Annotated in this window: 32 protein-coding genes; 18 read left to right on the forward strand and 14 right to left on the reverse strand. The window is 67.6% G+C overall.

The features are described 5' to 3' along the window. Positions 1–14: 14 nt before the first annotated feature. Entirely contained in the window at positions 15–869 is an 855-nt protein-coding gene (rsmI, locus tag KBY95_RS14745; RefSeq protein WP_254965978.1) for a 16S rRNA (cytidine(1402)-2'-O)-methyltransferase, read from the reverse strand. Positions 870–901: 32 nt separating this feature from the next. Here rsmI and KBY95_RS14750 point away from each other — a divergent pair, with 32 nt between their 5' ends. Beyond that, a complete protein-coding gene (locus KBY95_RS14750) occupies positions 902–1,837 on the forward strand; it encodes a 3'(2'),5'-bisphosphate nucleotidase CysQ (RefSeq protein ID WP_254965980.1) in 936 nt (311 codons plus the stop codon). Between the two features lie 16 nt (positions 1,838–1,853). Here KBY95_RS14750 and KBY95_RS14755 read toward each other — a convergent pair whose 3' ends face one another. From KBY95_RS14755 to rseP, 6 genes are all read right to left on the reverse strand, one after another. Beyond that, positions 1,854–2,270 (reverse strand): type II toxin-antitoxin system VapC family toxin, encoded by a 417-nt coding sequence (locus KBY95_RS14755; RefSeq protein ID WP_254965981.1) that lies wholly within the window; start codon positions 2,268–2,270, stop codon positions 1,854–1,856. After that, the gene (locus KBY95_RS14760) at positions 2,264–2,506 is read right to left on the reverse strand and encodes a type II toxin-antitoxin system Phd/YefM family antitoxin (protein ID WP_254965983.1); all 243 of its coding nucleotides are present in this window, start codon (positions 2,504–2,506) and stop codon (positions 2,264–2,266) included. The genes KBY95_RS14755 and KBY95_RS14760 overlap by 7 nt, the downstream gene beginning before the upstream one ends. Before the next feature lie 71 nt (positions 2,507–2,577). After that, complete coding sequence (locus KBY95_RS14765; RefSeq protein WP_254965985.1) at positions 2,578–4,707, reverse strand: polyribonucleotide nucleotidyltransferase; 2,130 nt, start codon at positions 4,705–4,707, stop codon at positions 2,578–2,580. Between the two features lie 131 nt (positions 4,708–4,838). Next, the gene (gene rpsN, locus KBY95_RS14770; RefSeq protein ID WP_254965987.1) at positions 4,839–5,141 is read right to left on the reverse strand and encodes a 30S ribosomal protein S14; all 303 of its coding nucleotides are present in this window, start codon (positions 5,139–5,141) and stop codon (positions 4,839–4,841) included. A gap of 61 nt (positions 5,142–5,202) precedes the next feature. Continuing rightward, positions 5,203–5,850, reverse strand: a complete 648-nt coding sequence (gene nth / locus KBY95_RS14775; RefSeq protein ID WP_254965989.1) for an endonuclease III — start codon at positions 5,848–5,850, stop codon at positions 5,203–5,205. 1 nt (position 5,851) lies between these two features. Next, positions 5,852–6,940 (reverse strand): RIP metalloprotease RseP, encoded by a 1,089-nt coding sequence (gene rseP / locus KBY95_RS14780; protein WP_254965993.1) that lies wholly within the window; start codon positions 6,938–6,940, stop codon positions 5,852–5,854. Between the two features lie 125 nt (positions 6,941–7,065). On the opposite strand from rseP, the gene KBY95_RS14785 reads away from it, so the two are divergent. The 6 genes from KBY95_RS14785 to KBY95_RS14810 all read left to right on the forward strand — a co-directional run bounded on the left by KBY95_RS14785 (position 7,066) and on the right by KBY95_RS14810 (position 13,852). Beyond that, positions 7,066–7,455 (forward strand): PilZ domain-containing protein, encoded by a 390-nt coding sequence (locus KBY95_RS14785; protein WP_254965994.1) that lies wholly within the window; start codon positions 7,066–7,068, stop codon positions 7,453–7,455. A 370-nt stretch (positions 7,456–7,825) separates the two neighbouring features. Continuing rightward, complete coding sequence (locus tag KBY95_RS14790; RefSeq protein ID WP_254965996.1) at positions 7,826–10,402, forward strand: hypothetical protein; 2,577 nt, start codon at positions 7,826–7,828, stop codon at positions 10,400–10,402. Beyond that, entirely contained in the window at positions 10,399–11,034 is a 636-nt protein-coding gene (locus KBY95_RS14795; protein ID WP_254965998.1) for a hypothetical protein, read from the forward strand. Before KBY95_RS14790 ends, KBY95_RS14795 begins: the two co-directional genes overlap by 4 nt. Further along, positions 11,031–11,603 carry a prepilin-type N-terminal cleavage/methylation domain-containing protein gene (locus KBY95_RS14800; protein ID WP_254966000.1) on the forward strand — a complete coding sequence of 191 codons (573 nt, stop codon included), beginning with the start codon at positions 11,031–11,033 and terminating at the stop codon, positions 11,601–11,603. The genes KBY95_RS14795 and KBY95_RS14800 overlap by 4 nt, the downstream gene beginning before the upstream one ends. Next, a complete protein-coding gene (locus KBY95_RS14805; protein WP_254966004.1) occupies positions 11,600–12,241 on the forward strand; it encodes a prepilin-type N-terminal cleavage/methylation domain-containing protein in 642 nt (213 codons plus the stop codon). The genes KBY95_RS14800 and KBY95_RS14805 overlap by 4 nt, the downstream gene beginning before the upstream one ends. Before the next feature lie 9 nt (positions 12,242–12,250). Further along, positions 12,251–13,852, forward strand: a complete 1,602-nt coding sequence (locus tag KBY95_RS14810) for a class I SAM-dependent methyltransferase (protein ID WP_254966012.1) — start codon at positions 12,251–12,253, stop codon at positions 13,850–13,852. On the opposite strand, the gene serS is transcribed toward KBY95_RS14810, so the two are convergent. Continuing rightward, the gene (gene serS, locus KBY95_RS14815; protein ID WP_254966014.1) at positions 13,833–15,125 is read right to left on the reverse strand and encodes a serine--tRNA ligase; all 1,293 of its coding nucleotides are present in this window, start codon (positions 15,123–15,125) and stop codon (positions 13,833–13,835) included. The genes KBY95_RS14810 and serS overlap by 20 nt on opposite strands. 133 nt (positions 15,126–15,258) lie before the next feature. On the opposite strand from serS, the gene KBY95_RS14820 reads away from it, so the two are divergent. Next, a complete protein-coding gene (locus tag KBY95_RS14820; protein WP_254966016.1) occupies positions 15,259–15,510 on the forward strand; it encodes a type II toxin-antitoxin system Phd/YefM family antitoxin in 252 nt (83 codons plus the stop codon). Positions 15,511–15,530: 20 nt separating this feature from the next. Beyond that, complete coding sequence (locus KBY95_RS14825; protein WP_254966018.1) at positions 15,531–15,974, forward strand: type II toxin-antitoxin system VapC family toxin; 444 nt, start codon at positions 15,531–15,533, stop codon at positions 15,972–15,974. 105 nt (positions 15,975–16,079) lie between these two features. On the opposite strand, the gene KBY95_RS14830 is transcribed toward KBY95_RS14825, so the two are convergent. Beyond that, positions 16,080–16,349, reverse strand: a complete 270-nt coding sequence (locus KBY95_RS14830) for a NifU family protein (protein ID WP_254966020.1) — start codon at positions 16,347–16,349, stop codon at positions 16,080–16,082. A gap of 142 nt (positions 16,350–16,491) precedes the next feature. Here KBY95_RS14830 and KBY95_RS14835 point away from each other — a divergent pair, with 142 nt between their 5' ends. Together KBY95_RS14835 and lepA are read left to right on the forward strand one after the other, a co-directional pair. Continuing rightward, positions 16,492–18,069 (forward strand): class I SAM-dependent methyltransferase, encoded by a 1,578-nt coding sequence (locus tag KBY95_RS14835; RefSeq protein WP_254966021.1) that lies wholly within the window; start codon positions 16,492–16,494, stop codon positions 18,067–18,069. 50 nt (positions 18,070–18,119) lie between these two features. Beyond that, on the forward strand, positions 18,120–19,928 hold the full coding sequence (gene lepA / locus KBY95_RS14840) for a translation elongation factor 4 (RefSeq protein WP_254966026.1): 1,809 nt from the start codon (positions 18,120–18,122) through the stop codon (positions 19,926–19,928). Here the strand turns inward: lepA and KBY95_RS14845 are convergent. Further along, positions 19,922–20,290: a type II toxin-antitoxin system VapC family toxin gene (locus KBY95_RS14845; RefSeq protein ID WP_254966028.1), complete on the reverse strand. Its 369-nt coding sequence runs from the start codon at positions 20,288–20,290 to the stop codon at positions 19,922–19,924. The genes lepA and KBY95_RS14845 overlap by 7 nt on opposite strands. Beyond that, entirely contained in the window at positions 20,287–20,484 is a 198-nt protein-coding gene (locus KBY95_RS14850) for a type II toxin-antitoxin system VapB family antitoxin (RefSeq protein ID WP_254966030.1), read from the reverse strand. The genes KBY95_RS14845 and KBY95_RS14850 overlap by 4 nt, the downstream gene beginning before the upstream one ends. Before the next feature lie 385 nt (positions 20,485–20,869). Between KBY95_RS14850 and KBY95_RS14855 the strand changes: the two genes are divergently transcribed. Then, complete coding sequence (locus KBY95_RS14855) at positions 20,870–22,210, forward strand: MFS transporter (protein WP_254966032.1); 1,341 nt, start codon at positions 20,870–20,872, stop codon at positions 22,208–22,210. A 12-nt stretch (positions 22,211–22,222) separates the two neighbouring features. Here KBY95_RS14855 and KBY95_RS14860 read toward each other — a convergent pair whose 3' ends face one another. The 3 genes from KBY95_RS14860 to KBY95_RS14870 form a co-directional block, all read right to left on the reverse strand. Further along, complete coding sequence (locus KBY95_RS14860; RefSeq protein WP_254966033.1) at positions 22,223–22,834, reverse strand: hypothetical protein; 612 nt, start codon at positions 22,832–22,834, stop codon at positions 22,223–22,225. A gap of 154 nt (positions 22,835–22,988) precedes the next feature. Continuing rightward, the gene (locus KBY95_RS14865) at positions 22,989–23,321 is read right to left on the reverse strand and encodes a putative toxin-antitoxin system toxin component, PIN family (protein ID WP_254966034.1); all 333 of its coding nucleotides are present in this window, start codon (positions 23,319–23,321) and stop codon (positions 22,989–22,991) included. Beyond that, positions 23,318–23,542, reverse strand: coding sequence for an AbrB/MazE/SpoVT family DNA-binding domain-containing protein (locus tag KBY95_RS14870; RefSeq protein WP_254966048.1), 225 nt, complete (start codon positions 23,540–23,542; stop codon positions 23,318–23,320). The genes KBY95_RS14865 and KBY95_RS14870 overlap by 4 nt, the downstream gene beginning before the upstream one ends. A 92-nt stretch (positions 23,543–23,634) precedes the next feature. On the opposite strand from KBY95_RS14870, the gene KBY95_RS14875 reads away from it, so the two are divergent. From KBY95_RS14875 to KBY95_RS14900, 6 genes are all read left to right on the forward strand, one after another. After that, entirely contained in the window at positions 23,635–24,141 is a 507-nt protein-coding gene (locus KBY95_RS14875; RefSeq protein WP_254966050.1) for a hypothetical protein, read from the forward strand. Next, positions 24,138–24,542, forward strand: a complete 405-nt coding sequence (locus KBY95_RS14880) for a hypothetical protein (RefSeq protein ID WP_254966052.1) — start codon at positions 24,138–24,140, stop codon at positions 24,540–24,542. The genes KBY95_RS14875 and KBY95_RS14880 overlap by 4 nt, the downstream gene beginning before the upstream one ends. Beyond that, a complete protein-coding gene (locus KBY95_RS14885; RefSeq protein WP_254966054.1) occupies positions 24,526–25,026 on the forward strand; it encodes a GspH/FimT family protein in 501 nt (166 codons plus the stop codon). Before KBY95_RS14880 ends, KBY95_RS14885 begins: the two co-directional genes overlap by 17 nt. A gap of 25 nt (positions 25,027–25,051) precedes the next feature. Beyond that, entirely contained in the window at positions 25,052–25,630 is a 579-nt protein-coding gene (locus KBY95_RS14890; RefSeq protein ID WP_254966055.1) for a PilW family protein, read from the forward strand. Between the two features lie 74 nt (positions 25,631–25,704). Continuing rightward, entirely contained in the window at positions 25,705–25,950 is a 246-nt protein-coding gene (locus KBY95_RS14895) for a FitA-like ribbon-helix-helix domain-containing protein (protein WP_254966056.1), read from the forward strand. Further along, entirely contained in the window at positions 25,950–26,081 is a 132-nt protein-coding gene (locus KBY95_RS14900; protein ID WP_254966060.1) for a hypothetical protein, read from the forward strand. The genes KBY95_RS14895 and KBY95_RS14900 overlap by 1 nt, the downstream gene beginning before the upstream one ends. Positions 26,082–26,164 lie beyond the last annotated feature (83 nt).

A 26,164-nucleotide genomic window follows, 5' to 3' on the forward strand; every position in this document is an offset into this window, starting at 1 on the left:
GCGGGACCGGGCCCTCAGTCTGACGGCTCGCGGTGCAGCAGGGCATAGAGGTCCCGGCGGCTGTGGCCGCTCCGCTCAGCCAGGCTGCGGGCGGCCTCCCGGTTGCTGAGGCCGCCCGCCACCAGCTCATCGAGGGCGCGCCGCAGGGCGGTTTCGTCCCAGACGGGGGCCGCTGCCGGGGGGGCACCGCCGAGCACCAGGGTGCATTCCCCCTGGGGCGGGGTGCGGCGGAAGTGCTCAAGGGCCGCCGCCACGCTGGGGCCCACCTGTTCCTCGTGGCGCTTGGTGAGCTCCCGGGCCACCTGCAGGGGCCGGTCCCCCAGCACCGCCAGCAGGTCCTCGAGCAGGGCCAGCAGCCGGTGGGGGGCTTCGAACAGCACCATCGTGCGCTCCTCGCCGGCCAGGGCCTCGAGCCGCTGGCGCCGGGGCCCGCCCTTCGGCGGCAGGAACCCCTCGAAGCAGAAGCGGCCCGTGGGCAGGCCGCTGCTCACCAGGGCCGTGGTCACGGCGCTGGGGCCGGGGATGCAGATCACCTGGCGGCCGGCGGCGCGGGCGGCGGCCGCCAGCTCCTGGCCGGGATCCGACACCCCCGGCAGGCCGGCATCACTGATCAGGGCGATCGCTTCGCCCGCCTCCAGGGCCGCCAGCAGCTGGGGGATGCGGGCCGTCTGGTTGTGCTGGTGGAAGCTCAGCAGGGGCACCCGCAGGCCGAGGTGGTGCAGCAGCAGGCCGCTGCGGCGGGTGTCCTCGCAGGCGACCCGGCTGGCCCCCGCCAGCACGCGCCGGGCCCGGGGGGAGAGGTCGTCGAGGTTGCCGATGGGGGTGCCCACCAGATAGAGGACGCCGGCGGCGGGTTCGTGCTCCTGCACCGGGTCCTGCACAATGCCGTTTTTCGGTCCCCATGATGCCGTCTCCCTTCGCCCTGCCCGACGGCGTCGGCCTCGAGCCCCTGCTGGCGGAGTTGCGCCGGCTGGCCTGGGGGGCGGCCGACATCCTGCGGGCCTACGCCCGTGGTGAGCAGCCCCCCTATGGCTTCCCGCCGGCCCTGAGCGTCGACCATGGAGGCGAGGGGCCCGTGTCGGCGGCGGATCTGGCGGTGAACCGCTGGCTGCTCGATGGCCTGGCCGCGGCCTTCCCGGCCGCCGGCTGGACCCTGCTGAGCGAGGAGACCGCCGCCGAGGTGCTGGTGCCGGGCCAGCCCCTGGACGCCGAATGGCTGTGGATCCTCGATCCCCTCGATGGCACCAAGGATTTCCTGCAGGGCACCGGCGAGTACGCCGTCCATCTGGCCCTGGTGCACGGTCAGCGGCCGGTGCTGGGGGTGGTGCTGCTGCCGGAGCCGGAGGAGCTCTGGTTCGGGTTGCTGGGCGCCGGCGGGGCCGGCACCGGGGCGGGGGAGGCCTGGCGGGAGAACCGGGCCGGTGAGTGTTTCGCCCCGGCCCTGAGCGGCCGCAGGGAGGACCTGGTGCTGGTGGCCAGCCGCAACCACCGCGACGACCGCCTGGAGCAGCTGCTGGCTGAGCTGCGGCCCGCCCGCAGCCGGGCGATCGGCAGTGTCGGCGGCAAGGTGGCCACGATCCTGCGGGGGGAGGCCGACCTCTACATCTCGCTGTCGGGCCGCAGCGCCCCCAAGGACTGGGACATGGCGGCCCCGGAAGCGGTGCTGCGCGCCGCCGGGGGCGGGTTCGACCATGCCGATGGCCGGCCGCTGCTCTACAACACCGGCGACGTGCGCCAGGCGGGCTGCCTGATCGCCAGCAACGGCCCGGCCCATGCCGAACTCTGCCGCCGTGCCGCTGAAGCGATGGCGAGGATCGATCCCGGCTTCGCGGTGTGAGTAAGGGCCGGCTGAATCAGCAGGCGAGCAGCTCCAGCCCGCAGCTCTTTGCGGCCGCCAGAAGCGCGTTGTCGCGACTGGCCAGGGGGAGTCCTCCACGCATCGCCAGTTCCAGATAGGCCGCGTCGTAGCTGGTGAGGCGATGCTGCGCCGCCAGGCTCAGGACGTCGTGCCAGATGACGTGCGGATCCGCAGGATCGATCTGCAGGTCGAGCTGAACCACCAGGGCAAGGAAGCGGCTCCGATCCGCCGCGGTGATCCGGCCGCGCCGTTCGGCCATCAGCAGCACGTTCCCCAACTCCCACAGAAACAGCGCTGGAACGAAGAGTTCGCACTCCGGTAATCGGCCCAGGAGCGCCTCCGAAGCCGCCGTGCGCTCGTCCTCGAAGCACCAGGCGCACACCGCAGAAACGTCAGGGACGAAGCTCAGCACCTGCGGCCTTCGTCCCGCAACTCCCTCATGGAGAGGCCATGGAGGCGACGGCCCGTTGCGAAGCTGCGAAGATGGTCAATGGCCTCCAGGCGTCGCTCGCGCCCATCGGAGGCGATCGGAACAAGCCGCGCCAACGGTTTGCCGTGGCGCGTGATCAGAATCTCCTCGCCGCCGGCCACCTCTTCCAGCAGGCTGGAGAGGTGGGTCTTGGCTTCGAAGGCACCGACCGTCTTCATCGCCCCATTCCAACCAGTCGTCAACCAGTTTAGGGGTGAGGGCCCAGCCGCGCGGCCAGGCCCCGTGACAATCAGACCGCCGCCGGCTCCTGCTGCTCCACGCCCCGCAGGGTGAGGTTGATGCGGCCGCGGTTGTCGATCTCCCGCACCCGCACCGTCACCTGGTCGCCGACGTTGACGACGTCCTCGACCTTCTCGACCCGCGATTCGGACAGCTGGGAGATGTGGATCATCCCCTCCTTGCCCGGCAGGATCTCCACGAAGGCCCCGATCGGGATCACTCGGGTGACCGAGCCGTTGAACACTTCCCCTTCGCTGACGCGACGGGTGAGGCCCTCGATGATGCGCTGGGCCTCCTCGGCGGCGGCGCCGTCATGGCTGGCGATCGTGACGATGCCGCCGTCCTCGATGTCGATCTTGGTGTTGGTGCGCTCGGTGATGCCCTTGATGGTGCGACCGCCGGGGCCGATCACCGTGCCGATCAGTTCCGGATCGATGCGGAAGCTGAGCAGGCGCGGGGCATGGGGGGAGAGGACGTCGCGGGGCTTGTCGATGGCTTCGAGCATCTTGCCGAGGATGTGCAGCCGGGCCGGGCGGGCCTGGTTGATCGCTTCGGCGACGGTCTTCACCGCCAGGCCGGAGATCTTCATGTCCATCTGCAGGGCGGTGATGCCCTTCTCAGTGCCGGCCACCTTGAAGTCCATGTCACCGAGGAAGTCCTCGATGCCCTGGATGTCGGTGAGGATCCGCACTTCCTCGCCCTCCTTGATCAGACCCATGGCGGCGCCGCTGACGGGGGCCGCCAGGGGCACGCCGGCATCCATCAGGGCCAGGGTGCTGCCGCACACCGAACCCATTGAGGTGGAGCCGTTGGAGCTGAGGCACTCCGACACCACCCGCAGCACGTAGGGGAAGCTCTCCTTGGAGGGCAGCACGGGAATCAGGGCCCGCTCGGCCAGGGCGCCGTGGCCGATCTCGCGGCGACCGGGGGAGCGCATCGGGCGCGTCTCCGCCACCGAGTAGGGGGGGAAGTTGTAGTGGTGGAGGTAGGTCTTCTCGCTGATCGGGTTGAGATCGTCCATCTCCTGGGCGTCGCTCGGGGTGCCGAGGGTGGCGCAGGAGAGCACCTGGGTGAGCCCACGCTGGAACAGGCCCGAGCCATGTACGCGCTTGGGCAGCACGCCCACGGCCGCCTGGATCGGGCGCACCTCGTCGAGGCTCCGGCCATCGACCCGCTTGCCTTCGGTGATGATCTGCTGCCGCATCAGCTTCTTGGTGAGGCCCTTGTAGGTGTTGCCCAGCACCTTGCCGTTGCTGCTCACCGCCACCCGGATCGGATCGTCCTCCTTGAGGGCGGCGATCTTGTGGCTGACTTCGGCCTTGATGGCGTCGAGCTTCTCGTCGCGCTCGCCTTTGGTCTGGCTGAACTGCTTGAGCACCTCACCGATGCCACCGGAGCATTCCTGCTCCAGGAACGAGGGCAGGGCGGGATCTTCGCTGCGCTCTTCGGGGAGCACCTGCTCGATGCCGAGTTCCTTGAGCAGCTCGAGCTGGGCCCTAAGCAGTTCGCCCACGGCTTCGTAGCCGAAATCGATGGCCTCGATCACGTCCTGCTCGGGGAGCTGGTTGGCGCCCGCTTCCACCATCACCACGCCGGCCGGCGAGCCGGCGACGACCAGATCCAGTTCGCTGCGCTCGATCTCGCGGAAGCTGGGGTTGAGCACGAAGTCGTCACCCAGCAGGCCGACGCGCACGGCGGCCATCGGGCCCATGAAGGGGATTTTCGCCAGCAGGGTGGCCATCGAGGCCCCGGTGACGGCGAGCACATCGGGCGGCACCCGCTCATCGAGGGACATGCAGGTGGCGACGATCTGGAGGTCGTCGCGCAGCCAGCCCGGGAACAGGGGCCGCATCGGCCGGTCGATCAGGCGACAGGTGAGGATGGCCCGCTCGGGGGGGCGGGCCTCACGACGGAAGAAACTGCCGGGGATGCGGCCGGCGGCGTAGAGGCGTTCTTCGTAATCGCAGATCAGGGGCAGGAAATCGATGCCTTCGCGGCCTTTCGAGCGGGTGGCGGTGACCAGGATCGACGTATCGCCGCATTCCACCATCACCGAGCCCCCGGCCTGGGGCGCAAATCGGCCGCTGGTCAGCCGGATCTCCCGACCATCGAAGGAGATCGACTGAGTGTGTCCTTGCACTGGGCGTTATGTCCGTTTTGTTGTCGCCCGGCATTCTCGCATCCACCCCCGCCCGGCCATGAAGAAGGCGCCCCCAAGGGGCGCCTGCTGCAGCCGAGAGCCGTTGCGGGACAGGGCGGTTGCCCCGCCGCTCACCAGCTCGACTTGACCACGCCGGGGAGCTCACCCTTGTGGGCCCGCTCGCGCAGCTGGTTGCGGCAGAGACCGAAATCGCGGTAGAAGCCGCGGGGCTTGCCGGTGGCCCAGCAGCGGTTGCGGATGCGGTTGGGGGCGCTGTTGCGGGGCAGCGACTGCAGCTTGCGGTGGATCTCCAGGCGCTCCATCGGATCGCCGGCCGCATCGAAGGCCTCCTTGAGGGAGGCACGGCGCGTCGCGAAACGCTCCACGATCTTGCGGCGCTTGACGTCACGCGCGATCATCGACTTCTTCGCCATGCGGCCGGAGGAGGGAGAAACTTCAGCCTGCCACCATACCGCGTGGGCTGGCCGTCCCTGATCAGGAGGCCGGATGGCTGGGGCAGAGATCGGCCAGACCGCAGCCCTGGCAACGGGGCTTGCGGGCGACGCAGACGGCCCGGCCGTGGAAGATCAGCCGGATCGAGAGGTTCTCCCATTCGGGTCTGGGCACCAGCTTCATCAGGTCGGGTTCGATCTTCTTTGGGTCGCTGTGGCGGGTGAGCCCGAGCCGGTTGGCCAGCCGTTTCACGTGGGTGTCCACCGTGACGCCGGCGTTGATGCCGAAGGCGTGGGCCAGCACCACGTTGGCGGTCTTGCGGGCCACCCCCGGCAGGGGCAGCAACTCCTCCATCGAAGCGGGCACGGCGCCGCCGTGGCGCTCCATCAGCAGGCGGGAGGCGGCCACGATGTGCTTGGCCTTGTTGCGGTAGAAGCCGGTGGACTGCACGTAGGGCTCCACCGCCTCGCTCTCAACGGCGGCGGCGGCGGCGGCATCGGGGAAGCGCTCGAACAGGGCCGGGGTGACCTTGTTGACCCGCTCGTCGGTGCACTGGGCCGACAACATCGTGGCCACCAGCAGTTCCCAGGGCGTGCGCCAGTCGAGGGAGCAGGTGGCGTCGGGGTAGAGCATGCCGAGCCGCTCCAGGATCAGCGGCGCCCGGGTGCGGGGGCTGGGGAAGCGGGGCACCTCAGCGGCTGAGCAGCTGCTGGATGGCGGGCAGCTGGCTGGTGTCCTTGACGATCAGCACCAGCGAGAGGCCCACCAGGAACACAAAGCCCGACTGCATGAAGGCCATCTGGTAGCGGTCGGAGAGGGGGCGGCCCCGCGCCCCCTCCAGCAGCAGCAGGGCGAACTGGCCGCCGTCGAGCAGGGGCAGGGGCAGGGCGTTGAGCACCGCCAGGTTGATCGAGATCAGGGCGGTGAACAGGAACAGGCTGCTGCCCCCCTGGCTGGCCAGGGAGGCCCCCATCTCGACGATCTTCACCGGCCCCGACACCTGGGGGGCGGTTTCGCCGAAGTGGGTGAGCAGGGTGCCGAAGCCTTCCACGGTGCGGCGGGTGAGGGCGACGACGTCGTGGTTGGCCTGCAGGACCGGCTCCAGGGGGCTGGTGGGGGTGCGGAAGGATTCGCTGCCGTTGGGCTGCAGCTGGGCGCCGATGCGGCCGATGCCGCCGTTGTCGGTTGGGGTGAGGGGCAGGGTGACTGTTGTGCCGTTGCGGTCGGCCTGCAGGCGCAGGGTGCGGCCGGGGGCGTCCTTGATGCGGCCCACCAGGGCCAGCACCGCCTCCTGCCCGCCGGCCAGGGGGGTGCCGTCCACCGCCACGATGCGGTCGCCGGGCTGGAGGCCGGAGCCGGCGGCCGCCTGGCCGGGCTGCACGGCGGCCACCACCACGCCGGGGATGGTGCTGAAGCCGGAGGGGATGCCGAGCACCAGCCCCTGGGCCAGCAGCACACTCCAGGCCAGCAGCAGGTTGGCGATCACGCCGGCGGCGATCACCAGGGCCCGCTGGGCCAGGGGCCGGTTGCGCATCAGGTCGGGATCATCGGCGGGGATGGTGCTGTCCTCCTCGTCGTCGGGGAAGGACACGAACCCCCCCAGGGGAATGGCCCGCAGGGCGAACAGCACGCCGCGCCGCCGCCACTGGATCAGGGCCGGACCGAAGCCGATCGAGAAGCCGCTGACCCGGATGCCCTGCCAGGTGGCGGCGAAGAAGTGGCCGGCTTCGTGCACCAGGATCAGGCCCGCCAGGATCGCCAACGCCGTCAGTACACCCATTCCGTCGCCCGGCTCCGTTGGTCCCATTCTGCGGGAACCGCCCCGCCGCCGTGCCAGGGGCCTGGGCCATGGCACCACCGGGACCGGCGGATAACATGACTGTGTCGATGTTGACAGCTGCCTGGATGTCACCAGAAGAGGCCGAAGGCCAAGGACAGCTGGAAGAGATGCGCACGGCGCTGCGCCATGTCCTGCCCCCGGGGGTCTCCGCCAGCATCCGGCTGTCCACCGGTCGCACGGTCTACGTGACGGTGGGTGACATCAGCCGCACGGGGGCCTGCGTGATCCGGCGTGGCTCGCTGGAGGTGGTGGCCAACGAAGCCGTTCTCCTCGACATCAGCGATTACGAGCAGCACCAGAACATCTCCCTGGCGGCCCGGGTGCAGTGGGTCAACACCCGCAGCTACAACACCCTGGTGGGGCTGGTCTTCACTGAGGGGCCCCTGCTGCCGGGCACGATGCTGGATCAATACTTCGACCAGACCCTGAAGGCCCGCGGTTCCGTGGAGGGTTGAGGCGGCCATGCCCTGCGAGGCTTGCGCAAGGCTGCTGTGACCACCCGGCACCTGTAGCCATCGCTGGGGAATGATCTAGGCTTGATTCCTGGGCCCGTGGTGTCGTAACACTGAATTTCCACAGGGTCTGCTGCTGGTTCGTGCCGTGACACCTCAAATTCTGCTGCAACTGCTCGCGGCCCGTTCCAGGGGGCGCCGTGGTGAGTCGGGATTTTCGATGTTGGCCGGCATCCTGATCCTGCTGGCCCTGGTGGCGGGAACGGTGGGGCTCACCACACTCACCGCCAACAATCTGCTGGCCAGCCGCAAGCAGGACACGCGCAGTGACGCTCTCTCGGTTGCCGAAGCCGGCGCCGACCAGATCATTGCGGTGCTCAACCAGGTGGAAAACCGCAAGATGCTGGTGTCCGGCCAGAAGATGACCCAGTGGTCCTCGGCCGATTTCACCAGCCCCTGCCGCGACAAGACCAACAATCCCCCCGGCCTTCCCTCGGCCACGGCCCGCAGTCTCGGTGATGGCCAGTTCCGCAATCTGGATACCCTGGTGGCGAACACGGGGGATCGTCGGTTTGCCCTCAAGTCGGTGACATTCGCGGCGGGCCAGCCCGGCGCCGCCGATCGCCGCAGCGACTCGATCACCACGACGGCCGGTTCGGGCACCACGGTCAACAAGGGAACCTTCAGCAGCGACCTGATCAACCTGCAGGATCCCGCGGACACCCCCTCCACCAAGCTGCCCGGCTTCAACAAGGGATACATCACCCTGACGGTGGAAGGCCAGGTGATCAGAAACGGTGTGGTGCAATCGACGGCCACGGTGACGCGCGAATTTGAAGTGTTGCCCAAATGCTGCGGGGCTTCCCTCGGTTCCGGCGGTTCCGGTGGGGTGGTGGCATCCAAGGGATCCGACCCCAGCCAATCTCTTGGCGGCGAGAGCCGCTTCTGCGGGGTGGAGTTCGGCATGATCGTGGGCCTCAATGGAGGCACGATCTGGAGCAATGCCGCCAACGACCGCTTCACCAAGCGGGTCTCCAGCACCAAGATCACCGACATCTCCAACGCGCTCGGCGTCGTCGCCAAAGATGGTGATCCGTTTGATCGGGCCTCCAATCGGGTGGTGCCCAACCAGTTCTCCACGGCGGTTCCCGATGTCTGCGATCCGGCGCGCTGGATCGGCAGTTCGCCAGGTTGCAGCTCCACCTGGCCCGGCGGGCTTAAGAATGCCAAACCCGGTGCTTTCTACGGCACTCAGGACGATATCCTCGGGCGCTCGGTTTCCGGAATCCCCATCATTCCTTCGGCGATCACCCTGCCTGCTATCGGTAGTCAGATCACAACGGGCAAATATAATTTCACCTGGACCAGCGGCAGTGGTCCCAGCACCCGTCTAGCGAGTCAAAAGGAATACGCCACCCTCAATCCTCCCGGTGCCAGCGGTTACAAATTCCGGTTCCGCACCCGCGATGACACCTCACCGCCCCGCGTCGAGGTGTGCAATGAGTCTCCCGACACCATCGGCGGCACCGGGCCCTGCACCAACACGTCCTGGCGTGCGATCAGCGGCACGGCCGGCACGGTGGAAAATCTGGAGAACTTCCAGGGAATGACCGGGGGGAGCACCGCCAGCACCCGTTACAAATCGGCCTACACCAACATCACCACGCCCATCGCCCACCCGAACTGGGTGAACGTGAGCAACTGGCAGTGGTATGCCATGGATCAGAACAAAAACGACACCAATGCCGGTGGGGGCCGTGTTCGGCTGGCCTCCACCAGTGGGAACAGTCACATCCAGCTCGGCGTTGGCGGCACCATGACCGCGCTTCAGAATGCCATCTGCCGGCCCGCCAATCTCAGCGGCAATCTCGGTCGAGCCACCCTCTCCTTCAAGCAGTCGGGCAACTCCAATGTTGATGCCGCCGATCAACTATGGGTTCAGGTGCGAACGGGTGCGGCTTCAACCACCACCCAGTGCACCGGCACCACCGGCACCAACATCACCACCAACTGGGTCACGGTTGCCAAGTTCCCCGGTGTGAATGGAGGCATCAAGACCAACGAAGTGACCCGTGTCGTCAGCCTGGGCGATTACCAGAATGCCGATACTCGGATCCGGATCATCAACGGCACGGCAACCGCCAACAATGAAACCCACGCCATCGACGAAACCCACGCCATCGACGATGTCAACCTGCGGCTGAGTGACTGGTGCGAGTACTCCGCCAGCTCGCCGGCCTCCGCCGCGCCGGGTTTTCATTGTCTCGGTCCCCACTTCAATCTGTCGGTTGATACCTCACTCTGGACCGGCACGGTCGCCGGTGGACAGGTGTATATCGACACCGTCGGCGGGCCGCTCTCCTTCTACTACACCCGCACCGATGACCTGCGCGGCAGTTCCTTCACGGATGTGAACCCCACCGTGGATTCCAACCCGTTGGTTTCCGTGGGCAATGGGGGCTTCCTGCGGCTGGTGAAGTGCGCTGGCGCTCCCGTCAACAATTGCACCACGGCCGTACCGGAAACAGACGTGGCCCTGGTGGGCGATCCCGATAATCTCAATATCTTCGGGCGCGACAGCGGCAGCTTGCAGATCGTCAATTTCGGTGTGATCAGCACCGCATCTGGATTTGGCCGTATTTCAGGCGCTTGGTTCTACATGCCTGTGGGTTATTTCGAGCTCAAATCCTATGGTTGTGCTGGCTATAACCCCCCCGGCACAGCTCCCGGCATCAGTGCGGATGATTCCTGGATCTTCAACGGCCGCATCTGGACCCAATCGTTCAAGCCCTGCGGAGATATCCACATCCGCGTCCCACCCTCTTCGGCCAACAACCTGGGTGCTGTTGTCGCGGCCAGTTCCTTGCTTGACGACATCAGTTTCGTTCCCTGGGTGGGTGAAGACTGGGTGGCCCGCAGCGTCACCAATGCCCGCAACTACGGCCCGTGAGGCGCTCCCGTCCCACGGCTGCCGGCGGATTCACCATCGTCGAACCCCTGATCCTGCTGGTGATGCTGCTGATCGTGAGTTCCGGCACCTCCGTGCTGATCGACAGCATCAATCGCAGCTCGGTGAATGCCCGGCTGCAGATCAAGATCAACGAGGACATCGAATCGGACATCGCCACCGTTCGTGGCGTGGCCGACCGCCTCACCTGCTGCTCCGGCACCTGCCTGGTGGCCACCCTCAACGCCGCCACGGGCCTGGCCACCTTCCCCTCCGTGGATTCGGGCACCGCCACCTCCTCCTGCGCCACCAACAATCCGCGCAGCAGCGCCTTCTTCTTCCCCACCCGCGACGACCTCTCCACCGCATCCCCCATCCCGGGTTCCACATCGGCCCGGGAGCCGGATGCGGTGACCGAGTTCTGTGCCAACAACACCACCACCTCGCCGGTGATGACCCCACTGCTGACGGCCGTCAACGCCCTGCCCAATCCCCTGGCGGCCCAGAACATCACCCGGGTTGCCAGCATTCAGCCGAACAAGGTGCTGCGGGTGATCTACCGGGAGACCGTGCCCACCACCAGGGATCTGCGGCTGATCAGCATCGTCCCGCCGATGGCCAACTTCTGCACATGACGGTTCCCTTCCCGCCAGCGCGATCCCGGCCCTGGGCCCAAGGCTTCACCACCATGGAGATCATGGTCACCGTGGCGGTGCTCGGGGTGGTGGCGGCCGTGGTGGTGCCCGCCAACCAGGTGCAGTGGCGGCGGGAGCGGGTCAATGCGGCCGCCCTCGAGCTCACCTCCTGGCTGGAGGTGATCGCCCGCACCCCCGACCAGACCGGCGCCAGCTGCACCGTCACCGTCACCACCGGCACCAACCGGGCCGCGGGGGCCCTCCTGGCAACCGTGGTTTCGAACCCCTCCGGTGTCGCCTGTGCCCCCGAGAGCACGCTCAATCTGCCGGCGACGGTGCTGGGGGCCTCCACCTACCACGTGGGGGCTTCGTCCACCACCATCACCTTCACCCCGCGGGGGGCCGTTTCCACCGCAGGCCCCATCCAGGTGCGCATCAGCGTCGACGGCCAGCTGCCCCTGCGCTGCGTTCAGGTCTCCGGCCTGCTGGGGCTGCTGCGGCTGGGGAACAACAACACCACCGGCAACGTGGGCACCGCCTGCGACGCCAGCCAGTTCAACCGCGCATGAAGCCTCTCCATCGCCCCCACGTCGCCGCCGCCGGGTTCACCCTGGTGGAACTCCTGGTGGGGGTGGTCCTGGGCGGCATCGCCCTGGCTTCGATCGCCAGCGTGGCGGTGAGCCACATCCGCACCACCAGCCGGGTCACCTGGAACACCCAGGTGCAGCGCGACATCGCCAAGATCAATTCCTTTCTGGCGGTGGAATCCCGCGAGGCCTGCGCCTTCTCCGCAGGTGCGGCGGCCCCGGCGAACTGGGCCACCTCGCCGATGCCCACCCCCTCGCCCTGCACCACGGCCTGCACCACCGGAGCGGCCAACGAAGTGCGGCTGCTGGTCCCGTTCAACACCGGCGTGAACGCAGCTCCGACCCCGCGGGTGATCCGTTTCTACACGGCGGTGAATGGCACCACCGGCCTCACCGAGCTGCGTCGCGACGGGCCTGCGATCACCGCCACTGGCCAGCTCAATCAGACCACCAACCTGACCGGATCGGTGCTGGTGGACGGGGTCAACACCTTCACGGCCACCGTCTCGCCCGATTGCCGCACCGTGACCCTGCAGCTCAGCTTCGACGTCCCCAACAACGGCGGCACCACCCCCCTGGAGTCGATCACGCTCACCACCGGTGTGCGGATGTTCTCTTAGAGCCCCGGCATGGCCTGGGACCACGGCTATTACTCCCACTCCACCTACACCAGCGGCTTCTTCCGGGAACTGACTCCCGGCTGGCTGGATTTCGCCGCCCTGCTCAAGGGCCATTCCCCCCCCCGCAGCGACGAGGGCCAGCCGTTTCAGTACCTCGAACTGGGCTGCGGCATGGGTTTCGGCCTCTGCCTGCTGGCGGCGCTCCACCCGGAGGGCACGTTTCTCGGCATCGACTTCAATCCCTCCCACATCAGCCATGCCGAGGGGCTGCGCCGCCGGCTGGCGCTCACCAACGTGCGCTTCGTTGAAGCCGATTTCCTCTCCCTGGCGGACGATCCCCACCTGCTGGGGCCCGGCCGGGCCGACGGCGGTGGCTACCACTACGTGGCCGCGCACGGCATCGCCACCTGGGTGAGCGAGCCGGTGCAGCAGGCCCTGTTCGCCGTGGCGTCCGCGGCCCTGCGGCCGGCCGGTCTGTTCTACTGCTCCTACAACACCCATCCGGGCTGGCTGGGGCGCACCACCTTCCAGACGCTCTACTCCCTGGAGCGCCGCCGGGCCGATCCCGCCGATCCCCGTGCCCCGTTGCGTCGGGCCATCGCCGCCATGCAGTCCCTGCTCGGCAGCGACGACCAGCCCTCGGCCCTGCGGCATGCCATACCCCAGCTGGGGGAGGATCTCGCCGGCCTCAATCCCGACCATTTCGATTACCTGTGCGGGGAGTTCGCCAACGACGGCTGGCAACCGCTCTACGTGGCCGACCTGCACCAGCGGTGTCAGGCCCACAAGCTGCATCCCCTCGGCACGGCCACCCTGCCTGAGGCTTTCGAGCAGTTGCTGGCCCCGTCCCTGCAGGGCCCGATCTTCGCGGAGGCCAATCCCCTGATCCGCCAGACCATGATCGACCTGGCCACCAACAAGGCGTTTCGCCGCGATGTCTTCGTCAAGGGGCTCGACCCGCTCACCCTGCAGGATGCGGAGCTGCGGATCGGCGTTCTGGGCCTGCGGCCCCTGCAGTTCCCCCCGGTGACCGCCTGGGGGGAGGAGTCGTTCAGCTTCAGCACCAGCTTCGGCCAGGTCCAGGGGGACCCTGCTGTGTACGGCCCGGTGGCCGACCGCCTGGCGGCCGGAGCCTGCACGGTGGCCGAGCTGCAGGAGCACAGCGGCCGATCGGCCGCGGAACTGCTGATGATCCTGGCGCTGTTTCTCGATGCCGGCTGGATCGGCTTCGATCGCGCCCGCCTGGCCAATGCCGGCAAGCTGGCGGCCCAGGTGCAGCGCTGCAATGGCGTGCTGATGGAGCTGATCGCTGGGGGCCGGCCCTATGCCTCGCTGATGCTTCCGGAGGTGGGGACGGCCCTCCCGGTCAGCGTCGTCGATGTGCTGATCCACCAGGCCAGGTCCCAGGGGCTGGAGGAGCCGATGCTCGGCACCTGCGTGCTGATGGGTATGGAGCAGCTGGGCGTTCACCTGCTGGCTTCCGACAAGAGCCCGATCAACGACCCCGAGGCGCAGCTGACGCGTCTGACGGCCCTCATCGCCGATTTCTGCGAGCAACGGCTGCCCCTGCTGCAGCGCCTGGGGGGCCTGCCTAAACCGAAGCGGCGCTGATCGCCTCCGCTCCGAAGTAAGGCACCAGCGCCGCCGGCAGCTTCACACTGCCATCGGCCTGCTGGCCCGCCTCCAGCAGGGCGGCCATGGTGCGGCCCACCGCCAGGCCACTGCCGTTGAGGGTGTGCAGCAGGCGGGTGGTCTTGCCGTCGCGGCAGCGGATCGAGGCCCGCCGGGCCTGGAAGTCGCCGCAGGTGCTGCAGCTGGAGATCTCCCGGTAGGTGCCGGCACCCGCCAGCCACACCTCCAGGTCGTAGGTGCGGGCGGCGGAGAAGCCCAGATCGCCCGTGCACAGCTCGATGCGGCGGTAGGGCAGCTCCAGGGCCTCGAGAATCGCCTCGGCATCAGCGGTGAGCTGCTCGTGGGCGGCTTCCGAGTCTTCGGGGCGGCAGAACCAGTAGAGCTCCACCTTGTTGAACTGGTGCAGGCGGATCAGGCCGCGGGTGTCGCGGCCGTAGGAGCCGGCCTCGCGGCGGAAGCAGGGGGTGTAGGCGGCGTACTTCAGCGGCAACTGCTCGGCGCCCAGCACCTCGCCGCGGTGCAGGGACGTGACCGGCACCTCGGCGGTGGGGGTGAGCCAGAGGTCGTCCTCGGCGCAGCGGAAGCTCTCCTCGGCGAACTTGGGCAGCTGGCCCGAGGCGGTGAGGCTGGCGGTGTTCACCAGGATCGGCGGCAGCACCTCGGTGTACCCCCGTTGGCTGTGGCGATCGAGCATGAAGCTGATCAGGGCCCGCTCCAGCCGGGCCCCCTGGCCCAGCAGCGTCACGAAGCGGCTCTGGGCGATGCGCACCGAGCGCTCGGTGTCGACGATGCCGAGCCGTTCGGCGATCTGCCAGTGCTCCTGGAGCTGCTCGCCGCCGGTGGGAAGGCGTGGCGTGCCCCAGCGCTTCACCTCGACGTTGTCGGCCTCGCTGCGGCCCGTGGGGCAGAGGGGCGAGGGCAGGTTGGGCAGCACCATCAGCTGCTCCAGCAGCTGGGCCTCGATCCCCTTCTCCTGCTCTTCGAGCTCCGCCACCTGCTGCTTGATGCGATTGCCCTGCTCGCGCAGCTCCTTCACCTCCTCGCCGCCGGGGGCGGCGCCGGCCCGGATCCGCTCACCCACCTGGCGGCCGATCCGGTTGCCCTCCGCCTGCAGCTCACTGCGCTGCTGCTCCAGGTCGCGGGCCTCCAGGGCCAGTTGCTGCAGGCCGGAGAGGTCGGTGGCCAGGCCGCGCCGCGCCAAGGGGGCGGTGATCTGCGTCGGGTCGTTGCGCAGCAGGCGCTGATCCAGCACGGGAGGGTCATCGTCTTGGGGGCAGCCTACGGACCGGGGGTTCCAGGCCTGAATTCAAGATCTGGCTGCGGCTGGGGCTGAGGCCCATGGCTGCATCGGCCCTAAGCTCTAAAAACTATCTGACCATCTGACCATGCGATCTGTTGGATTGGCGGAGGCGAAAGCGCAGCTCTCCGCCTTGCTGGATGCGGTGGAGCTGGGCGATGAGGTTGTGATCACCCGCCGCGGCCAACCGGTGGCCCGACTGGTGCGCGAAATCCCGGCGCTATCGAAGGATGCCGCGCTTCCCTGGCCGGAGCGGCTGCGGCGGTTTCATGGCAACCAGCCCCCCTTTGCAGGGAACGCGGTTGCCCTCGTTGGTGAACTGCGGCGGGATCGGGGATGACGCCCCAACGCCGGAATCCGATGGCGGCTCCGTATGTGGACACCTGCGTGGTGCTGTCCCTTTTTCTGAACGACGCCGGCTTTCCTGCGGCGGAGCAGTGGTTACTCGACCAAGGCCATGCGCTTCTCTGGGTCAGCCACTGGGTGTTGCTGGAATTCGCCGGCGTGGTCTCTCTGTGTGTGCGCCGGGGTGATCTCAGCGCGGATCGCGCCGGGGCCGTCCACGCCGAATTTGAGTGCTTCCGCCGCGAGCGCCTGCAATTGCTGGAACCGCGGGGAACGGATTTCCTGCTGGCCAGGCAGTGGATTCAGGAGGTGGGGAGCCTGCCCCTGCGCAGTGGCGACGCCCTCCACCTGGCCATCGCCAGCCGGGAGCAGTTGATCCTCACCACGGCTGACCAGGCGCTGATTCAGACCGCCGCCGCCCTGGGCCTGGACCACCACTGGATCCGCCCAGACCCGTGAGATCTGGGGCGGAATCCGCTGGTTACTGCGGAAGAAACGGTTGACAATTCCACATGAAAAACCCCTCCAGAAGGAGGGAGCATTCAGACCGATGAAGGCAGGATTTCAGAGCACCTGCACCACTTCGCTCACTTCCGGGATCGCTTCGCGCAGCTTGCGCTCGATGCCCATCTTCAGGGTCATGGTGCTGCTGGGGCAGGAGCCACAGGCGCCCTGCAGGCGCACCTTCACGATTGGCCCGTCGATTTCGACCACTTCCACGTTGCCGCCATCGGCCATCAGGTAGGGGCGCAGCTCATCGAGGGTGCGCTCCACGTTCTCGATCGTGAGGGCGCGGGGGTCGGTGCCGGTTTCGGTGGTGGTCTCGGTGGTCATGGGTACTCCATTGCTTGACAAGAGCTTAGTAAGCCCGCGGCCGGTTCAGGCGAGGCGCAGGGTGGCCGGTCGGGGACGGGTGACGCGTTCCCACAGATCGTTTCCTGAGGCATCCTGCGCGCACTGCGCCTGCACCGCCGGGATGGATTTCGCGCCCGCCTATCCCACCGACAAAACCTACGGGGCCTTCCTGCACCGGGAACTGTCCGTGTCCTGGCTCGTGCTGGCGACCCTCATGGGCGGCCGCCATCGGCTCGATCCCGGCCTGATCCGCTCGGGCTTCCATTACCTCGATTTCGGCTGCGGCCACGGCCTGAACCTCCTGTTCAACGCCGCCGCCCACCCCGAGGCCCACTTCTACGGGCTCGACCTGAACCCCACCCACATCGCCGGCGCCACCGCCAAGGCGGAAGCGCTGGGCCTGGGCAACGTGCACTTCGCCCTGGCGGATCTGACGACCTTCGCTGGCGGCCTGCCCAGCACCGGCCCCTGCCGCGGCTGGCCGGAGGCCTACGACATCGTGGTGGCCCATGGGCTGGCGAGCTGGGTGGGGCCCGAGGTGAGGGAGGCCCTGATCGCCGCGGCGGGGTCTGTGCTGCGGCCGGGTGGCCTCTTCTACTGCTCCTACAACACCTATCCGGGCTGGCTGTCGCGAAGCACCCTGCAGATGCTGAGTGTGGAGGAGGCCCTGCGCGCCGGTGGCAGCACCTCCACGGCCGGCATTCGCAGGGCCGCGGAGACCCTCTCCCGATGCACGGGCCCGGAGGACAACGCCTGGCCCCTCGGCAAGGAACTGCCGCAGCTCCGCGGCCTGGTCACGGCGCTTCAGCCGATGCCGGAGTCCTACCTGGTGGGGGAATACCAGTCGGCCCATCAACCCCTCTATGTGGGCCCCATGCACCGGCTCTGCGGAGCCCATGGCCTCACCCACATTGGTTCGGCAACGCTGCCGGAGATGTTCCCCGAGATGCTGGATCCGGAACGGCGTGCCCTGGTTCTGGGGGCGGCCGATCTGCCCATGCGCGAGGTGTTGCTGGATCTGGCGATCAACCAGACGTTCCGACGCGATCTCTTCGCCCGGGGGGCCTGCCCGCCATCGAAGCCATGGCGCCGCCAGGCCCTGGCGGAACTGCTGCTGCATTCCTGCGCAAGATCAGACGACGAGGCGGATGCGTTCGACACGTCTCTGGGCCGCCTGGGGGTGGATCCCAGCTTCGTCCAGACATTGAAGAATGTGCTTGCCGACCAGCCCGAGAGCTTCGGATGGCTGCTGGATCAGGCCGCGCTGGACCTCGAGGACGGGCTGATGCGGCTCGCCGTTCTCGCCGGTGCGGGAGTGGTGGGGGTGGGTGTCTGCGAGGGAGCTGAACCGTCAGGGCCTGCCATCGCCGCGTTCCATCAACGTTGCCTCGAGCAGATCACGGCGGGTGAGGAGATCGGCGCCCTGCTCTCGCCGGTGCTGCTGCAGCCCGTCGCCATCACCCTGCTGGAAGCCTTCTTCCTGCAGGTCGCCCAGGCGGACCTGCCACCCGAAGACATCGTGCCGCTGGTGTGGATGGGCATGGGCATGGCCGGCGCCACTGTGAAAGACCCCGAGGGACGACCGATCGAGGATCCGGAGCAGGCCCTGGGACAGCTGCAGCAGTTCTGGGACAACTTCTCCAGCGAGCGCCTGCCGGTGCTGCGGCGGCTCGGCATCGCCTCTGCCGCCGCTGCCTAGGATCGCCCCAACTTGCGGTGGCCCCTGTGGGCCGCCTGTCGCTGCTCCTTATGACCGACGTTCCCGCCCAGCGGATCCGTAATTTCTGCATCATCGCCCACATCGACCACGGCAAATCGACCCTGGCCGACCGGCTGTTGCAGGACACCGGCACCGTGGCGGCCCGGGACATGCAGGCCCAGTTCCTGGACAACATGGAACTGGAGCGGGAGCGGGGCATCACGATCAAGCTCCAGGCCGCTCGCATGGAGTACAAGGCCGCCGACGGCCAGACCTACATCCTCAACCTGATCGACACGCCGGGCCACGTCGACTTTTCCTATGAGGTGAGCCGCAGCCTGCTGGCCTGCGAGGGGGCCTTGCTGGTGGTGGATGCCAGCCAGGGGGTGGAGGCCCAGACGCTGGCCAATGTGTACCTGGCGCTGGAGAACGATCTGGAGATCATTCCGGTGCTCAACAAGATCGACCTGCCCGGGGCCGATCCCGACCGGATCAAGGCGGAGATCGAGGCGATCATCGGCCTGGATACCTCCACGGCCATCAATTGCTCCGCCAAAACCGGCCTGGGGGTGCCCGAGATCCTGCAGGCGGTGGTGGACCGGGTGCCGGCGCCGCCGGACCAGGCGGATGAACCGCTGCGGGCCCTGATCTTTGACTCCTATTACGACCCCTACCGGGGTGTGATCGTCTACTTCCGGGTGATCAGCGGCGTGATCGCCCGCAAGGACAAGGTGCTGCTGATGGCCAGCGGCAAGGTGGTGGAACTCGACGAGGTGGGCGTGATGGCGCCCGACCAGCGCCAGGTGGACAGCCTGCATGCCGGCGAAGTGGGCTATCTGGCCGCCTCGATCAAGGCGGTGGCCGATGCCCGCGTCGGCGACACGATCACCCTGGCGGCGAATCCGGCGGCTGAGCCGCTGCCCGGCTATGCCGAGGCCACCCCGATGGTGTTCTGCGGCCTGTTCCCCACCGATGCCGACCAATATCCGGATCTGCGCGAGGCGCTCGACAAGTTGCAGCTCTCCGATGCGGCGCTGAAGTTCGAGCCGGAGACCAGCAGCGCCATGGGCTTCGGCTTCCGTTGCGGTTTCCTCGGCCTGCTGCACATGGAGATCGTGCAGGAGCGGCTGGAGCGGGAGTACGACCTCGACCTGATCGTCACCGCTCCCTCGGTGATCTACCAGGTGAACATGGTGGACGGCAGCACCTTGATGGTGGACAACCCCGCCACCCTGCCCGATCCCCAGAAGCGGGAATCGATCGAGGAGCCCTATGTGAAGCTGGAGATCTATACCCCCAATGTGTACAACGGCGCCCTGATGGAGCTGTGCCAGGAGCGCCGTGGTGAGTTCATCGACATGAAGTACATCACCACCGACCGGGTGACGCTGCACTACGAGATGCCGCTGGCGGAAGTGGTGACCGACTTCTTCGATCAGATGAAGAGCCGCACCAAGGGCTACGCCTCGATGGAGTACAGCCTGATCGGCTATCGCCGCAACGAGCTGGTGCGGCTGGATGTGCTGATCAATGGCGAGCGGGCCGATCCGCTCACCACGATCGTGCATCGCGATAAGTCGTACAACGTGGGCAAGAGCCTGGTGGAGAAGCTCAAGGAGCTGATTCCCCGGCAACAGTTCAAGATTCCGATCCAGGCCTCGATCGGCAGCCGCATCATCGCCAGCGAAAGCATCAGCGCCATCCGCAAGGATGTGCTGGCGAAGTGCTACGGCGGCGACATCTCCCGCAAGAAGAAGCTGCTCAAGAAGCAGGCCAAGGGCAAGAAACGCATGAAGGCGATGGGCCGTGTCGAGGTGCCCCAGGAAGCCTTCATGGCAGTGCTGAAGCTGAATCAGTGACTTGGCTTACGAAGCAGCCCGAGCTCGTGGGCAACGGCGGAAAGGCGTCGGTCTGCTGTCCAGATGGTGGTCTGGCTGAGCATGGCCGAGGTAAGCAGATGGGCATCAATGAAGCCGATCCCTCGTCCCAACAGCTGTCTGTTCTCGATCGTGAGCAGCACCTCATGATCCGCCGCGACGGAAACGCGGGGTAAGCCGTTGAGCAATCCCAGAAGGGTTGCGCGGTTGTGAAGCTGGCCGCAGGCCAGTTCGCCGATCACCCATGGATGGGTTGCCACCGTCCCATCCTCGAGTGCCTTGGCGAGTGTCGGGAGACGGCTGCGGAGGTGCTCGATCCAGATCGACGTGTCCACCAGGGTCATGGGCGCGTGCTGCGTCGGCGTGGCACGGCCTCCAGTGCGGGCTCGCTGCCGCCAAGAGCCGCTAGGCGGCGGGCACTTTCCCGTTGGACGAGGGCTCGCAGCGCCTCTCGTATCAGCAGCGCCCGTTCGCTGATGCCACTGAGGCGCTGGGCCTCGGAGAGCAGTTCGTCGTCGAGATTCAGGGTGGTGCGCATGGCCGGCCAAGCCCACGAGGTGTCAGGCATCAATTGTGGCACCAGATGATGCGCCATCTGATTCATCCTGTATCCCGACGGCTACGCGAAAAGCGCACCCGGTGAACATTTCGGCGGACTGCTGAGTGAGCAGGGACTCTTTACTGCCAGCACGATCATCGAATGGGTAAGAGCTGCGCTGGCCCAGTTCTGCCCACGTCTTTTGCGGACTCCGGAGTGTCTCTACCTGCAGGCCGTGACGGGCTGGCGGCCATGGCCTAGGGCCGTAGATTTCAAGCGCCCAACGAACGACCTCTTTGTGGCCAAGCATTCCGTCCAGGCCTACATCGAGGATGTGCCTCTCTGGGATGATGGTCTGCCACTCGCCGGTCCACCGCTGTCGGGAATGCAGTGGTTTTTGTGGAGTCTGGCCACCGCCGGCAAGTTCTTTGAGGGCATGATTGTATTCATGCAAGGTGTCGGCCTGCCCCTGATCGCCAGAGAATTTGCGCTCACAGACCTGGACAAGGGGCTGGTGACGGCAGCCACATTGGCCGGGATCCTGGTCGGTGCGCTGCTGCTTGGTGGCTTGGCCGATCGACTGGGGCGCAAACCGGTTTTCATCGGTGAGATGGTGCTTCTGCTCGTTGCCTTGGTGGTGGCGGCTGCAGCCCCAAACAAATCGGTGCTGATCGGCAGTCTGTTTGTCATTGGACTGGCTTTGGGGGCCGATTACCCCACGGCCCACCTGGTGATCTCCGAAAGCATCCCTTCCGCCATCCGCGGCAGGCTGGTGTTGGGTGCCTTCAGCTTCCAGGCGATCGGTGCTGTGCTGGGAACCGCGATCGCCGCAGTCGTGCTTGGCGCGAGCCCGTCTCTGGAGGCCTGGCGGATCTTCTTCCTGGTGCCCGTTCTGCCGGTGGCGGCAGTGATCTGGGGCCGGCTGTTCCTGCCGGAGAGCAGCCATTGGCTGTACAGCCGGGGCTTCCCGGAGAAGGCGGAGCAACAGCTGCGCAAGCTTCTCAACCGCCAGAATCTGACCCTGGCCAAGGTGGACCGACTCAAGGAGATCCGTGCGGATCAGCGCAGCAATGATGTGATGAAGCTGTTTCGCGGTAAGTATCTCCGCTCCACCATCCTTGCCTCGGTGCCCTGGTTTCTTCAGGATCTCTCCACCTATGGCATCGGCATCTTCACGCCGGTGATCATCACCTTGGCCTTCGGCGCGAAGGTCCATGAGAACACGGTTGCGGCTCTGATTCAGAACGATGTGGTTGCTGCGCGCGGCACGGCACTGATCGATGTGGGTTTCCTGGTGGGGATCGCCGTGGCGATTGTGCTTGCGGATCGCTGGGGTCGCATCCCGCTCCAGATCACCGGCTTCATCGGTTGTGCGGCCGGTCTGGCCCTGGCCGGATTTGGTAGCAGTGGACCCACCAACAATCTGCCCCTGATCGTTGCCGGTTTCCTGCTCTTTCAGTTCATGACCAATCTGGGCCCCAATGCCACCACGTATCTCATGGCCGGTGAACTCTTTCCCACCAAGATCCGAGGTCTTGGAGCCGGTTTTGCCGCTGCCAGTGGCAAGGTTGGCGCTGTGCTGACGGCGTTTTTCTTCCCCACGCTCCTCAAGGTCTGGGGGACCGAAACGTTGCTGTCAGTGCTGGTGCTGACGTCCCTGCTTGGCGCCGTGGTGACCTGGCTCTATCGCATCGAACCGAAGGGCCGGGATATGGAAACCATCTGACGGCCGTCTGGTTCAACCCCCATCCGTTGAGCGGCGCCGCTGTTGCTGCACCGGTCCGGTGGCGTCGGTGCGGAAGAACAGGGCCGGGGTGAGGCCCACCCGTCGCATCTGGCGCAGTCCCTGGCGCCGCAGAAGCAGCAGTCCGGCGCCGGTGATGCTCTGCAGCAGCAGGGTGGTGATCAGGCGCAGGGGGTTGAGCAGGTCCTGGTGCAGGGGCGAGAGAGCTCCCAGGCCCTGTTCCTGGCTGGCCAGGCTGACGGCGTCATGGATGGTGATGGCCGGCAGCAGCAGCAGCAGGACCAGGCCCAGTGGCAGCAGGGTGCGATGCAGGGCCCCGGTCCAGGGCTGCTCGCGTCGGTGGCGGCGATGGCCGCCGCCCAGCAGGTAGAGACCAAAGCCCAGGGTGAGCAGCGGCAGGGCCGGCGAAAGGCCGACCAGACCGCTGAGCCGCGCCAGGGGAGGCTCAGCGCTGGCGAAGACCCCCGCCAGCAGCAGGGTGCTCAGCTCCAGGGCCAGCAGCAGCAGCCCCACGAGCCGCAACTGGCCAACGGAATAGTCCAGCTGGTGGCGGTGCACGAAGCCGTCGACCTCGTCGCGGCTGTCCCTGGGCCTGGGGTGGGTCATGGGGGGAACTTTGGCGCAGGCCCCGGTCCGGGGCATCCGCTTGCAGCCGCTGCCGATGTTCTGATCAGGGGGCGTCAAGCCAGATCTGAAACTCATCCGGCGTAAGGATCAGCAAGGGCTGCACCTGGTTCTTCAAGGCAAGCAGGTCACCATCTCAGCTGACGAGCACCGGCACGCCAGCAGCCAGGGCCAGACCGAGAAACACCTGATCCTTGGGGTCACGTATTTGGTGCTGACAGGGCTCAATGGGGCCCGCCTTCGTTTCACACCAAGGCAGCACATCCCCCAGCAGCTGATCGATAGCGGGCCGTGTGAGCCGAAACTTGGGGTAAGCCAGCACACGAATCAGTTCGCGGGCGGTGGGTTCCGCCAGCACAGGCCTGATCGCGCCTGCCTGCCAGCTCCGGCGCAGCCAGGCCAGGCGGCCCTTCTCGAACAGCAGTGCCGACACCAGCACGTTCGTGTCGAGAACGACGCGGCTGGTCACTCCTGGCGAGACCAGGCCACGGCGTCGCTCACATCCGCTTCGGTGATTCCCAGCTCCGTCAGGCGGGCTCGCACGTTGGCGGCAGCAGCCGGATGGACAGGTGTGAGCACGATGCGGCCATTTTCGGTGGCCACGTCGTAGTAATCGGCGACCCCAACAGCCTCCACCACAGCCTTGGGCAAGGTGAGCTGGTTTTTGCTGGTGCGCTTGGCCAGGACCATCAACGCAGCCGGCTGAGTCCGGAAAAAAGGATTCCTTACTTTCGCTGCTGTCCTCGGGTGGGAACTCTGGAGCAGACGTTGCTGTCACCGCCATGCCCGCGATGCTTTGCCGCCATTACCCCCCCCGATCACCGGGGTTCGTACTGCCCCTGGCCATGGGGGCGTCCATGGTTCTGCTGCTGGGGAGCCTCTCGGCCCATACCGTCAGTCTTCAGGTGCGCCTGCAAGGGATCCGGGAGCAGCAGCAGCGCCAGGCTGAAGACCGGTTGGCTTCGGCGGGCCAGCAGTGGCTGGCCGATCTTCACCGCAGCCATCCCTGCCTGCTGGCGCTGCCGTTGGAGCATTGGGATTCCCAGGGGCTGGCCTGCGCTCCCGCCCAGGCGATCGCCTCCCTCAAGGCCGGTCAGGTGCTGGGCAGCTCCTACCGGCTGGTGGGCTGGCGCCCGCAGCTGGTCCCGGCCGAACTGCTGCTGGAGCTGGCCGCCGCCGCGGGGCAGCCGGCGCGCCAGGGGGCCTTTGCGGTGCAGCTGGCCCCGGCCCAGCCCCAGCCGCAGATCACCGACGTGCGCCTGGTGGGGCTGCAGGGGGTGGCGCCATGAACCTGATCGAAGTGCTGACCGGATCGGTGGTCTTCGCCGCCTCGGCCGGATCCTCCCTGCAGCTCTGGGGTCTAGCGGCCGCGGCGGCCGTGGCCGAACAGCGCCAGCAGGAGCGGATGGAGCAGGCGGAGGTCGCCCTGTTGCGGGCCGAAACCTCCCTGCGCGGCCTGGCCCCTTTCGCTGGCGACTGCACCGCGGCGACGACTCAGCTGCTGCAGGCCCTTGGGGCCCAGCCCCTGGCCCCGGGACTGGACCGCCAGCTGGAGGTGTCGGCCAGCGGCGATGGGGTGGTGCTGCGCCTGGCGGTGGCCGGCGAAACCGAACCACGCCAGCGGCTCTACGTGCCGGCGGTGCTGGGGCTCTGCGCAGGGGCGCAGGGAGGCGGTGGTGGCAACCCCTGAGTCGGGCGGCTTCACGTTGCCCGAAACCCTGCTGGCCCTGGTGCTGGTGGGCCTGCTGGCTCAGCTGGGGCTCACCTCCGCCAGCACGGAGCTGGCCGCCGCCCGGCTGGAGGGCGCCAGCCGCCGGGTGATGCTGGGGCTCGAGCGGGGGCGCGATGCCGCCCTGCGTCTGGGCCAACCCTGCGCCCTGTCCCTCACCGACACGGGCTGGCAGGAGCCCCAGGGCAGCAGCCTGCCCCCCTGCGAAGGAGCCGCACTGGATCTGGGTGAGGGCCTCGGTGGCGGGCCGGCGGTGAGCCTCAGCCACAACCTGCCGGCCGCGGTGCGCTTCACCAGCAACGGGCTGATCATCGATGGCGGCACCGTGCTGCTCAGCACCGAGGGCACCGACCTGGTGCGCTGCGTGGTGGTGGCCCTGCCCCTGGGGGTGACCCGCCTGGGCCGGCAGGGGCCGGGCGGTTGCCTGCCGGATCCGCGGCCCTGAGCCGCCCTTTCATCGGAGTTAAACCATGGCGTTGAAGCGTTCCAGGACGATCCCAGCTCCCAATAGGGCGGGATTCACGCTGGTGGAGCTACTGGTGGCGGCCTGCCTTGGGCTGCTGGTGTGGGGGGTGGTGCTGCAGGCGCTGGTGGCCGATGGCCGTCAGGTGGACCGGATGGTGCGCCAGCTGCGGGAGCGGGGCCAGCAGCGGCGGGTGCTGGCCCTGCTGCGGGGCGATCTGCTGCGCGCCGAGCGGGTGGACCTCGCCCAGGCCACCGGGGCCGCCTGCGGCCTGGGCGGCAGGGATCCCGTGCTGCAGCTGCAGACGCCGGCCGGCCCGATCACCTACACGGTGGGCGCTGCCCCCAGCGCCATCTGGCGGGGCCGGGTGCTGATGCGCTGCGGCCCCGCCTTCGGGCTGCACGGTGAACCCAGCGCCGGAGCGGCCCAGAACCGGGTGCTGCTGGATGGACTCGCCGACCCCGGCCTGGCCGGAGCCCTGGAGCCCGACGGCCTGCTGCGCCTGCAGCTGCGGCAGGAGTTTGAGCCTTCCGGCGGCGGCACCCAGCGCATCGAAACGACGGCGCGGATGGGGGCGGGGGGGTGAGGGAGGAGCCCAAGCTTCCGCAGCATGCCATCCGCATGCATTCCAAGTAAACTGCTTGAAGAACGGAGCCTGCCATGCCTTCCCTGCAGATCCGCGACCTGCCGGATCCCCTGCATCGACTGTTGCAACGCCGGGCTAGCGCCCAGAAGCGCAGCCTCAGCCAGCAAGCCCTGGCTGATCTGGAAGCGATCGTTGGCGGGGACCCGAGGCAGCGGCGCCAGCTGGCGCTGGAGAGGATCGCCGAGCGATGGCAGCAGCGACCGGCGCTGCAGTGGGAGGAGTCGCCGGAATCCCTGATCCGCAGCGACCGCGAGCGCTGATGGCACCGGCGCTGGTGCTCGATGCCTCGGCTGCGCTGCGCCTGATCACGCATGATCCGATCGCCAGTGGCTGGGCGGAGCAACTAGGTGTGCAGTGCCACCAGGTTGTTCCGGCTGACAAAGGGGTGTGAGGCCGACAGGGTTGTGGTGCGACCCAACAGCCCCAGACCTCACCCCCCATGCATACACACCCGAACGCCCGCCTGACACCGAT

Source organism: Cyanobium sp. Aljojuca 7A6, assembly GCF_024346455.1.
Taxonomy (GTDB): Bacteria; Cyanobacteriota; Cyanobacteriia; order PCC-6307; family Cyanobiaceae; genus Cyanobium.